The organism is Serratia sp. 121840015-1, assembly GCF_053627655.1.
Genome location: NZ_JBSEYF010000009.1, coordinates 75994 through 86511 on the forward strand (window position 1 = coordinate 75994; position 10518 = coordinate 86511).

At 53.1% G+C, this 10518-nt stretch carries 13 protein-coding genes; 8 read left to right on the forward strand and 5 right to left on the reverse strand.

Features of this window, described 5'->3' with window-relative positions; genetic code table 11:
- The first annotated feature begins 2 nt into the window (after window positions 1-2).
- The 5 genes from ACUXAC_RS25275 to dqlB all read left to right on the forward strand — a co-directional run bounded on the left by ACUXAC_RS25275 (window position 3) and on the right by dqlB (window position 3634).
- Window positions 3-656: a hypothetical protein gene (locus ACUXAC_RS25275; protein ID WP_004206935.1), complete on the forward strand. Its 654-nt coding sequence runs from the start codon at window positions 3-5 to the stop codon at window positions 654-656.
- 73 nt (window positions 657-729) lie between these two features.
- A complete protein-coding gene (gene repC / locus ACUXAC_RS25280) occupies window positions 730-960 on the forward strand; it encodes an IncL/M type plasmid replication protein RepC (RefSeq protein ID WP_004187496.1) in 231 nt (76 codons plus the stop codon).
- A 249-nt stretch (window positions 961-1209) separates the two neighbouring features.
- Window positions 1210-1260 (forward strand): IncL/M-type plasmid replication leader peptide RepB, encoded by a 51-nt coding sequence (repB, locus tag ACUXAC_RS25285; RefSeq protein WP_031942489.1) that lies wholly within the window; start codon window positions 1210-1212, stop codon window positions 1258-1260.
- On the forward strand, window positions 1257-2312 hold the full coding sequence (gene repA / locus ACUXAC_RS25290; RefSeq protein WP_021526650.1) for a plasmid replication initiator RepA: 1056 nt from the start codon (window positions 1257-1259) through the stop codon (window positions 2310-2312). The genes repB and repA overlap by 4 nt, the downstream gene beginning before the upstream one ends.
- Window positions 2313-3538: 1226 nt before the next feature.
- Window positions 3539-3634: a DinQ-like type I toxin DqlB gene (gene dqlB / locus ACUXAC_RS25295; protein WP_004206884.1), complete on the forward strand. Its 96-nt coding sequence runs from the start codon at window positions 3539-3541 to the stop codon at window positions 3632-3634.
- Between the two features lie 50 nt (window positions 3635-3684).
- Here dqlB and ACUXAC_RS25300 read toward each other — a convergent pair whose 3' ends face one another.
- The 5 genes from ACUXAC_RS25300 to ACUXAC_RS25320 form a co-directional block, all read right to left on the reverse strand.
- Window positions 3685-5772: a P-loop NTPase family protein gene (locus ACUXAC_RS25300; RefSeq protein ID WP_004206885.1), complete on the reverse strand. Its 2088-nt coding sequence runs from the start codon at window positions 5770-5772 to the stop codon at window positions 3685-3687.
- Between the two features lie 12 nt (window positions 5773-5784).
- Window positions 5785-6735 carry a DsbC family protein gene (locus ACUXAC_RS25305; RefSeq protein WP_004206886.1) on the reverse strand — a complete coding sequence of 317 codons (951 nt, stop codon included), beginning with the start codon at window positions 6733-6735 and terminating at the stop codon, window positions 5785-5787.
- Between the two features lie 10 nt (window positions 6736-6745).
- Complete coding sequence (locus ACUXAC_RS25310; RefSeq protein WP_015059988.1) at window positions 6746-8053, reverse strand: secretion/conjugation apparatus DotM-related subunit; 1308 nt, start codon at window positions 8051-8053, stop codon at window positions 6746-6748.
- Window positions 8053-8448, reverse strand: coding sequence for a lytic transglycosylase domain-containing protein (locus ACUXAC_RS25315; protein ID WP_004187436.1), 396 nt, complete (start codon window positions 8446-8448; stop codon window positions 8053-8055). Before ACUXAC_RS25315 ends, ACUXAC_RS25310 begins: the two co-directional genes overlap by 1 nt.
- Window positions 8449-8552: 104 nt before the next feature.
- A complete protein-coding gene (locus tag ACUXAC_RS25320) occupies window positions 8553-8936 on the reverse strand; it encodes a DUF1496 domain-containing protein (RefSeq protein ID WP_004206889.1) in 384 nt (127 codons plus the stop codon).
- A gap of 79 nt (window positions 8937-9015) precedes the next feature.
- On the opposite strand from ACUXAC_RS25320, the gene ACUXAC_RS25325 reads away from it, so the two are divergent.
- From ACUXAC_RS25325 to pemK-mt, 3 genes are all read left to right on the forward strand, one after another.
- On the forward strand, window positions 9016-9669 hold the full coding sequence (locus ACUXAC_RS25325; RefSeq protein ID WP_004206890.1) for a CPBP family intramembrane glutamic endopeptidase: 654 nt from the start codon (window positions 9016-9018) through the stop codon (window positions 9667-9669).
- A 91-nt stretch (window positions 9670-9760) separates the two neighbouring features.
- Complete coding sequence (gene pemI / locus ACUXAC_RS25330) at window positions 9761-10018, forward strand: type II toxin-antitoxin system antitoxin PemI (RefSeq protein ID WP_004187429.1); 258 nt, start codon at window positions 9761-9763, stop codon at window positions 10016-10018.
- Between the two features lies 1 nt (window position 10019).
- Entirely contained in the window at window positions 10020-10352 is a 333-nt protein-coding gene (gene pemK-mt / locus ACUXAC_RS25335) for a type II toxin-antitoxin system toxin endoribonuclease PemK-mt (RefSeq protein WP_004187427.1), read from the forward strand.
- Window positions 10353-10518 lie beyond the last annotated feature (166 nt).

Here is a 10518-nt window from a genome sequence, read left to right on the forward strand (position 1 = left end):
ATATGAATGCGTTATCAAACACTGACTTTAAGAAAATTAGTAACAATGCGCGTCCTAAAAGGCTTGGATACTACGCATCATGGCTCTGGATGATGTTTGTATTCCTCTTTCTGTTCGTTAGCGCTTTCGTGTTTCTGAGCGGCTTATACTGGACGATTAGAGACGGTTCAATTCAGGAGCACTGGTTTAGTACAGTCGGTATCTTTGTGATCGATTCAGTGCTGATCTGGATGTTGAAAAAGGACTTCAGGAGCCGCAAGCTCTACCAGGTAACTGCTTCAATGAAAAACTCTGGTTTCTTTGAACCTCATAAGGACTGCGAGCACTATGACTTGGCCCGGAGGACTTACATAGGCTTTGACTTCAGTACTGGAATCATAGGAGTAGCATCCCTGTATGCCACATCCAGTATTAAACGTGAGCGGCTATTTTTTGAAGCCGAAACAGTCGAGTCATGGGAGTCAGTCGGCAGGGAGTTAATCATAAACCTGCGAAATACGGGGCTTACGACGATAACGATCACAGCTCCAAATATCAATAAAGCGTACAGGGATATGGAAATCATCTGCAGAACGCATAAAAATAGGGATGAAAACTATCAGCATCTGAAGAGTAAACTGACAGACGCTGGATGGTTCATAAACAGCAATTATTGAGTTTAACCCGCCGAATATGGCGGGTTTTTTGTGTATACTCAGGTGGTTATAGTCGTTTGTAGTCGGAGGGCTTGTGAGCAGAGTAGTTGAGCGGCAGGTGCATAAGAGTAACCTGGATAAGCAGAAGGATTACAGGAATCGCATCAGAGATACTCATGACCAGCTAAATCTTTATCTGCCCAAAGATGCAAAAAGAATGTTGATAGAGATCACAAAAGTAAAAAAGCTCACTCAGGCGGAGGTTATTGAATTTCTTGTGAAAAGTTATTACGACGGCTTAAAATTTGACGATTCTGAAGAGTGAGGTTACTCTGTAACTGCGGGATCGCAGGTATTGCCCCGCTTAGAAACGCATGATATGTTAAGCGGCGTTTACATAACCTTACGGGGTTATTACAGAATTTAGCACGGGAAGAGCGGCCCGGAGATGTACCGCTTAGGAGTGGCAGGAGCCACAAAAAGTAAAACCCCCTGATCCTATCTCAGAACTTTGGCCGGCTCAGAATAGAATCAGGGGGTACAAACTGCCCACTGGCAGAAAGGATTATAGCAAATGCGTACCCTATTGCAATACAGCCCGGCCAATATGTGCAGGGGCTGGTGAATCAAAAGAATCCATACCTACAGCTTTCTGACATTGAGTCAGTAGAAGGTCTTTCGCCGGAGTTCATCTCCTGGCTAGAAAGCCAATCCCCTAAAGAATCACCCCAGCAGCTGCCTTTAAATGAAGGTGCTGAACCAGCGCGCAAAACCCGCCGTCGTCGCGGTACGCACTCAACGGCGTGTCTCTGCCCGGAACCCAGCTGGTACCGACCGGACAACTTCAAAAAGCTCCCTGGCCAGCTTGGCCATGCCTACAACCGCCTTGTTCGCCGCGATCGTAAAACCGGCGCGTTAAGTCTGCGTATGCGGATCAGCCGCCACCCGTACTTCGTGCAGCTGCGTGAGCAGGCCGGCCGGAAGCGTGACTTCCGCCCGGAGCGGGAGAATCTGCTTGATGCCATCGTGCCGCTTATGGTCAGCACCGTTGACCGGGCAACCCATATAGACACTATCAACCTCAGCAAAATGGCGTGGCAGCTCAGCGAAAAAGACAGCGAAGGGAACGTGATCCGGAAGGTGACGGTTCCGCGGGTTTGCCGGCTGCTGCAGCACATGATGGAGTACGGGTTACTGGCGCTGCCTGAAGGTGTCACATGGGACCCGTTTAACCGCAAGTGGTTCCCCAAGCATGTCGTGCTGACGGAACGGCTCTGGAAGATAATCGGCGTTGATCTCGATAAACTGTATGCGGAGCAGGCCGAACAGGTCGCCGCTGAAGCGGCAGGATGGATAACCCGCGATGAGCATGGCCAGGCGGAAGAAATCTCTGTCAAAGCGGCGCGCCGGCGCTGGTATGAGAACATGATGCACGCCACGCTGGTTCGCCGGCGTGAAGCCGCCCTGAAGGGGAAGCGCGAGAAGAAGCTGAAAGCGCTGGCAGAAAAGCCCTTTGACGACCGTGTATATGCCATGTCCGTTCATCTGATGCGGACGCTGCCGAAAGACGAACTGCACGCGCTGTCGCCTGAACAGTTCACGCAGCGCGTATTCAGCCACCTTTATCAGCTCGATCTGGGGCTGGAGAGGGAAGCAGGCCCCCCTGCTTATCACTGATTTTATCCCCCTGTAATTTTCTAACCGCCGCCTGGCGGTTTTCGTGCTGGCCAGCCGGCGCGACCTGCTCAAATTTCCTCCAGTTTTAACGTGTGGCCATCGTGATTTTTTGACCTTCTGGCGCCGCCGGTGGATAACCGGCAGTGAAATCACCTCTATCCACAGTTATCCGCAAAGGAGGAAATAAAGTGACCTGCAATCGTGGTCAAAGCAAGCTGCAATACACTCTTAACTTCTTTAAAAAGATGTTTATTCAATAAAAGAGATCACTGTTATTCAGGCGCAATTTTCTGTGGATTATGGGAATATGCCTGGCCTTTCAGCGCCGCTACGCGGCACGACGGCCAGAATGGTCGCTATGCTCCCAGGTTAGCACCCGGCAAATGCCGGGCAGGGTGTCCAGCAGAAACCTCCAGGGCAGATTCTTCTTTGCCCCACCGTGCTTTTCCCCGCCGAGCCAACGGCTCGGCAGAAAAAAGCATGATGGATGATGTAACTAAGAACACCCCCGTAAGACGGCAGGGCTGCGACACGCACCCCTGACGTCAACGCTACTACCCACGCGGGCGGTGTGCCGCTAACGTCACACCGCCCGCTCGCAGTAGCCAGGGGGTAATGTGGCCACAGCGTCACCTGCAGGGCAGTCTGGCAGGTAAATCGCCTGCCATATCGTGCAATGCCTTTCAGGCAATCAACGCCAGTTTCAGCTGTGAGTTTTAAAATTAACAGGGAAAAGAGGATCGATTTAGCCGCGGTTATCCACGTCAGCCGCTCGCAGGCGCGTTAAACAGGGTGAAGACAGGGGAATGTTGCTCTTTTTGCAGTGAAGGCCACAGAGAGCGTTTCAGGCGCTTATTTGAGGAAATGCGATTTCTGCCAGAATGGAGGCACAAAAAAACCCGACTGGTGAGATCGGGTTTTTATGTTTTGCCCCGGATGGAGGCGGGAACAACCAAAACAATTGACGGTTAAATATTACGCCATGAGTGCAGTAAATGCAAACCACCGGGAATAGGGTATACTGCGCGGGTCAATCTGTTGACGTTCTTCTCCAGCCCCCCGCTTATGCGGCATGAACGGATTAAAGTCCTGGTTGAAAAACAGGTGGTGCTGTTTCAATGCCCTGGCTGGAGTGGGAACGGCCAAAACAATTGACGTGAGGTAGCCGCTGTGACAGGCAGTGTAAGGGCGATCAGCGGTGTTCCTGCTCTGTATGGAGCTAACGGATGATTAACTTGTTAATCGTCGTTCTGCGGGCAGTTGTTGCAGTGTCTAACGCTGTGATAGCGGTCCTGGAGCTGATCCGGCAGTATTTTGACTGACCGGAAACGTAACTAAAGGCGGGGGGACCACTCCCCGCCTTTTAACAGGGTTACATCTCGATCATCGGGAACAGATCGTCTTCCTGGTGGTAAAGCACGTCGTCCGTTTCCGTTCCATCAAGCCATTCAGCGAACAGTTCAAACAGGCACACCGACATTTCCTCCGGTGAAATTGCGCCACACTGCAGCTCGTAGAAGACCTCAATTTTTTCCAGCAGGCTGTTGGCCGCTTTGTCGTAGCCGAACAGCTTGATCGGCGGGAATCGCATTGCATCCGGGTTGGTTTCCGCCAGTTCATCATCCTTGCGTTCCGGATAAATGCTGTACAGCGTTGCCGGCGATGGCGGCAATACCTCGATAAAGCGGTTTATCCGCATCGGCAGTTCGCTGGAAAACTTCTCATTGTCCGGAATGTAAAACGCGGCGCTGCGTACCAGGGCATCCTGGAAAGAAATTACCCCCTGACCTTCGGTCTGCTTACGTAGCTCACGAATGTTCACGCGGTCCTTTTCACGGATTTGGTACAGATCCCCTTCCCGGACCGTTTTGGAAAACGTGCCGTGTTCGGCTTCCTGCCCGGAGAGCTCAGAATAATAATCCTGGCCGACGGTTTCGCGCAGTATTTCAAAGGTTTTCCGGTCTTCAATCGACTCAAAATATTTCACGCGGGTGTTGGCGATCAGCGAATCCACCTCGCCGTTCGCGCCGCGGGCGAGCGACGGGTGATCCTGGGAGGAAAATACGCCCATTTTTTCCAGTGAACGCATCTGCGCACTCAGCGTATCCATACCGCTGGTGAAATACTGGCCCAGCTCGTCATAAATCAGCCCGTATGGCGCCTGATTATTCAGCGCGTGAGTGAGCAGGACTTCCTCTTTTTTCCCTTCCAGCTGGTAGCCCAGGTCCTTACTGATGGTCATTCGCTGCAGCGTCACATATAAACGGCCAAGCGTGGCCGCTTCACCGCGTGACAGCTCCAGCGACGGGATCATGACGATGAGAATGCGGTCATTGTGGAAAATATCGTCCATCCGGATATCGCCGCTGTCTTCCGGAAAAACATGGCCATAAGTTTCATTGAACAGGGAGAGCGTCTTCAGGAACTGACGGCTCATGTAGTTATGCTGTTCGAAGGCGCGGGCTTCCCACGTTTCCGGGTATTCCGCGTTGGCCAGCAGGAAGCCTGGTGTATTTTCCAGATAACTTTCCAGCGCGGCGTAACCCTCGCTGTGCCAGCCGTTTTTCTTTGCCTCCACGTACAGCGCGGCCATTGCCGGCAGCGACATGTTTTTCTGAATAGTGCGCTGTGACAAAAGCAGTTCGCCGCGGGCGCGCTTATAACACAGGGCATTGATCAGCGCCGACATCATGGCTTTTGCCGTATCCTGCCACTGTGCCGAATCCCCGCCCACCTGGGGGAGCATGGATTCCATCAACTGGATGATGAAGGTCGGCGGGGCAACGCTGAAGAGGTTGACTGAGTTGGATTGCGCGGGGATGCTTTCCTGCTTCACCAGGTTCACGAACCTGTCAATACTGCCGGTCAGCAGGTTGAGAACGTAATAATCATCCTCACGGCCGAAACGGCGCGCCAGCGACCAGGTGGCGAAGGCCAGCTTGTTATCTGCTTTACCGTCTGAGAGGCAGTAGCCACGGCACCACAGCAGGAAGTTAACGATAAACCCATAGAAGGTTTCGGTTTTACCCGACCCGGTGGTACCAAAAAATACCATGTGGCGCAGCAGGTCCGTCATGTTCAGCCACAGCTCGCGGCCGAACAGGCGTCCCCGCTCATACCCGACATATAAAATTCCCTTCGCTTTCTTTCGCTCCCGGACCTTATGCGGGATGCGAATGGGCCCCAGACGGTATTCCGCCTGGGTTTCCGTGGTCAGGGTGTCGTCGAACATTTCGCAGTCTTTCGGCATTCGCAGCGGTGGCCGGAATTTACGATCCGTGAATGCCACCATCAGCGGCGGAAGGATGAGGATGCTCAGCAGCATGGTAAAGGGGAGAAACAGACCCAGCACGGTCAGTATGGCCAGCAGGCCAAACTGTACGTTCGGAGTGAGGAACCACTCCATGAACGAACCATCCGGGCGGAGGACTTTTTTACTGTCTACAGATTCCTGTTGCATAGCGGCTCCGGGTTATTCTCCTATTGCCTGCTGCAGGCGGGCATCGTCTTTGACGACGGAAACCGGGATCACATCACCCGAATCGGCAACGATGGACGGGGTACCGATAAACCCGAATTTCGCAAATGCCATATTGTTCGCGTCAACCAGGCGGGCGCCGGTGGTATCCGGGGCTGTTTTCGGATCGTCAATTTTCGGGTTCATGGTGGTGTATCCCATGTTAATCGTGTCTTCCCAGCTTTTCAGTCGGGTATCTTTCCCGGTATCGAGTACAGGAGCGGCGCGGACCATCGAGCGCAGGTCGCCATAAACGGACACGGGGAAAATCTCGACGTTATAGCGTTTGCTCAGTTCCTGCAGTCGGGGTTCCAGCGCGCGGCAGTGCGGGCACATCGGATCGGAAAACACATACAGGGTGTGTTTATGCCCGGTTGAAAGCGAGATTGTAAAGCGTCCGCTGGTGACGGCATCTTTCAGTGACAGCAAGTCGTTATCAGCCAGTTTTTTAGGGGCTTCAGGTGCTGCCTGAACCTGCAGCTGCTCCGGCGCAGTGGCAGGCTGCTGCAGACCCGGCGCGGGAGCATACGAGTTTGCCTGCAGTGGCTGTGCCGGCTGATGCATATTCATCAACGCGCCGTTGATGGAGACGATAAAGCCCAGCGCGGCGACTGGCCAGAAGATAAAGTTAGACAGCCGGCGCACGGCATTGAGTCCGCGCTGCTGTTTCAGCTTTTTACGGATATTGTTCAGCGCCTCGATGGCCTGATATTCGTTTTCAAAGCGGAACAGCTGCACCGCTTCACCAGAAAACGTATTGTGCGTCAGGATGTGGCCGCTGCCGGCATCATGGCCAAGTCCAAAATGACAGGCTGACAGGGGGAAGGAGTGCAGGGCTTGTTCCTGGTAGTTTCCGTCAGCGGAAAGATAAAGTGTGTTGCGATCGGTTTTTACGGTGAGTTTCATACTTCCTCGCTTAGAGTTCCAGGTGATCGGGTCGGGTTGCCGGCTGAGGTTTAGCCGGCGTCGGTTCATCGTCTGTCAGTCGCAGACTGTTGTTCGGGGTGTCGTGCGGAGCTGCAGGCGGCGTAGCCGGCTCGTCTTCCGCTTCAGCGTCAGATTCAAATGCAAATGGCGGTATAACGTCTTCCTGCCAGTGAGCGACCGGAATGGCGGGATCGCGGCGGTCAATATGGCGGTAATGGAGCAGATCCAGCTCAAGGCCCAGCACGGCCGCCCGCACGGTCGGCGGGAATTTCGCCGCCTTTTCTTCATCGAGCGTCAGCCGGTAACTTTCGCACTGACTCCAGGCAATAACACCACCTCCCTCAATGAAGAACTTCCCGCGGCCGGCGCTTGAAAGTGCATACCATAACGTGCGGTCCACACCTTTAAGCCACCGGAAATTAGCGGATGGCAGCTGCAGGTCATCATCGAACAGCGCGTAGAGTAGCGAACGGGAGCTGCGGCGCCCCTTTGCAAATTCTCGGAACGCTTCACACTGGCTGGCGACGGTCCAGAACCCGGCGGCCAGCGAATAATCAGGGAAACCGTCTTTAGTCCGCAGGCAGGAACGGTTGAGATCGTCGAGAATGGATTTAGCCGTTGGCCGGTCGCCCATAAACCGCAGATGTACAAACGAGGCTGCGAGCGCTTTTTCCCAGGGCGCCAGGGAAAGGGCCGCCCCTTCGGGGGCCAAGTTTACCTGTGACAGGAAGACTTTATGTGCGGCTTTTTTACGGAGGCGGCGCTTAGCGGTATCAATCAGGTTATGTTCCTGGGCAAACTCAACGGGTGACTGCGCGCTGCGTGCTTCTTCCGGATCTTCATTCAGCAGCAGCTGATCGAGGTGGCCAAACCGGGCGAGGATATGAGCTATCCCCGGATAGTTTTTTACCATCACCCAGGGAAGGTTCCGGATGGTCAGTTTACGGGTCAGACGGTAGTAAGGATTGCGCGAGATAACCCAGACGAACAACCCGATGATTAAAATGAACAGGGGAAAGAGCACGCTGGCCGTGTCGTTCATCACGCTGATAAAGTCCCACAGCGAAACCTGGTGGTTATACCGCGCCGCCGACAGCAGCATGTCGCGGCGCTCGGCCGCATTACCCGGTGTAATGGCGTCCGGCAGTACACCGTAGATCCAGTAAAGCAGGCGACAGACTCCGTAAATCACATAATCACGAAAGCCAAACCACATCACTGTGATCATGATGAGAAGGGCCCCGATAATCATCAGGCCATCATCCCCTCCCCCTTTCCGTTGTGGCTGGTTTTGCATCAGAACCTCAGAGAATTTTGGTAAACCTTCCCGATATACCAGGCCTTACGCGCCGGCGTGTTGGAGTGATAGCGGCCGACACCCTGCCAGAAATCCCCCCCTTCGAGAATGATGTTGTATTTGAGGATGTAGGCACTGGCCATTGCAGAGGCGCAGAAGTCATGCTGCAGCTGCTCCGCTTTTACTCCAAAATCGGACGCCAGCTTATTCGCCCAGATGGTGTTTATCTGGAATGCGCCGTAATCGTAAGTGCCGTTTTTGTTTTTATTTTTCATTCCCGGTTTTCCGCCTTCAGTCAGCCACAAGGCGAGGAATCCACGGAGAGGAATGTGATAAATCTGTGCTGCTTCAACCATGCAGGTTGGCAGCGGGATTGAGGGCGGGGCATCAACCATAACAATCTCCTAATGATTTCTATTTTGAGTAAAAAATATACCATCAAAAGGAGATTTTTTTAAATCATTTTGGTGCGGATAATTGAGAGGCTGTCAAAGGGATTTTATTTGCCTTCGACAGAGACAATATTGCCCTCGTTCACATTTTCCCATGTCGGGATTTCGCCACTCAGCGTGCAGCGGAGTGTTTCTTTTCCGACGGTAAGTGGTGCGCCACTGCTGTAGTAATGACTTTCATACAGGCAAGAGGTTTTCTTTTGTTCCGGGGTCAGTGTAATACCGGCATCCTGATCCTTTGCCAGCAGTTGTACAAGATGTTGGTTTGTCTGTACCTGCTCACCCAGAATGCTGCTCAGTAAAGAATCGGTTTTCGGCGCGGATACGCTCTGAGCAAAGGCACTGCAACTGATTACGGATGCAGCCAGAATAAGAGCAATCTTCGTGGTGAATTTCATTTCACTTTCTCCATTAAAAAAATCGGCAATCATTTTCTGTATCATTTAAATTAGGTCTGAAAACCGGCCTGAGTGTCAAGCCGATTCTGTTTAAAAATTAACAGGGGATAAAATGATTCAGTCACGTAATAAATATCTGCAGTTTATGCTGGTTCTGCTGGCAGCCTGGGCCATAGCCTGGGGGGCCATGTTTGTCATGGGGCAGGCTGTTCTGCTCTATGGGCTGGGGAAAAATACGCTGTTCTTCAGTCATGGTGCTGTACTGGTGTACCTGCTGTGTGTTTTCCTGGTATACCGCCGCTGGGTTGCTCCGCTACCGGTCGTTGGCCAGCTGAGCAACGTTGGCGCACTGTGGCTGGTTGGCGCGATGGCCGTGGTGTATGTCGGTGAATTTCTGCTGGGTAAAGTGCTGGACCTGCCCGCTGAGCCATTTATGACGAAACTTTTTGCCGATAAGTCCATACCCGATGTGATCCTGACGTTGCTGGCCGTCTTTATCCTTGCCCCGCTGAATGAGGAAATCCTGTTCCGTGGTGTCATGCTGAACGTCTTCCGTTCGAGGTACAACTGGACGATGTGGCTGGGCGCGCTGATAACGTCTTTGCTGTTTGCCGCCGTGCATATGCAGTATCAGAACCTGCTGACCCTGGCAGAAATGTTCCTGGTGGGGCTGATTACATCAGCTGCCCGGATCAGAAGTGGCGGCCTGCTGCTGCCGGTATTGCTGCATATGGAAGCTACCGCGCTGGGTTTACTGTTGGGCTGAAAGTTATATTTTTATTAAACATTGTGCGTTAAAGGCTGGTATGTTTTTTTAGTGAATGTTATATTTAAATATAACTTTTATGGAGGGAAAAATGCATACCACTCGACTGAAGAAGGTTGGCGGCTCAGTCATGCTGACCGTCCCACCGGCACTGCTGAATGCGCTGTCGCTGGGTACAGATAATGAAGTTGGCATGGTCATTGATAATGGCCGGCTGATTGTGGAGCCGCACAGACGCCCGCAGTATTCACTGGCTGAGCTGTTGGCACAGTGCGATCCGAACGCTGAAATCTCGGCAGAAGAACGTGAATGGCTGGATGCGCCGGCGGCTGGTCAGGAGGAAATCTGACATGGAAAGAGGGGAAATCTGGCTTGTCTCGCTTGACCCTACCGCAGGTCATGAGCAGCAGGGAACGCGGCCGGTACTGATTGTCACGCCGGCTGCTTTTAACCGCGTGACCCGCCTGCCTGTTGTTGTGCCCGTGACCAGCGGAGGTAATTTTGCCCGCACAGCAGGCTTTGCTGTGTCGCTTGACGGCGCCGGCATACGTACCACCGGCGTTGTGCGTTGCGATCAACCCCGGACGATCGATATGAAAGCCCGCGGCGGCAAACGACTCGAACGGGTGCCAGAGACTATCATGGACGACGTTCTTGGCCGTCTGGCCACCATCCTGACCTGACCCCAGCGTGCCGGCATGAAATATGCCGGCATTGCCTGTTTCCTGAAGCCTGCAATATACTGTATGTATAAGGGTCTTCCCCGATCATGGTGGGAAGGCTCAGAACGCCATATTCAGCTTTCCGTAGTGGAACATCACCCCCAGTTTAAAGCGCTCCCGGTTTCGG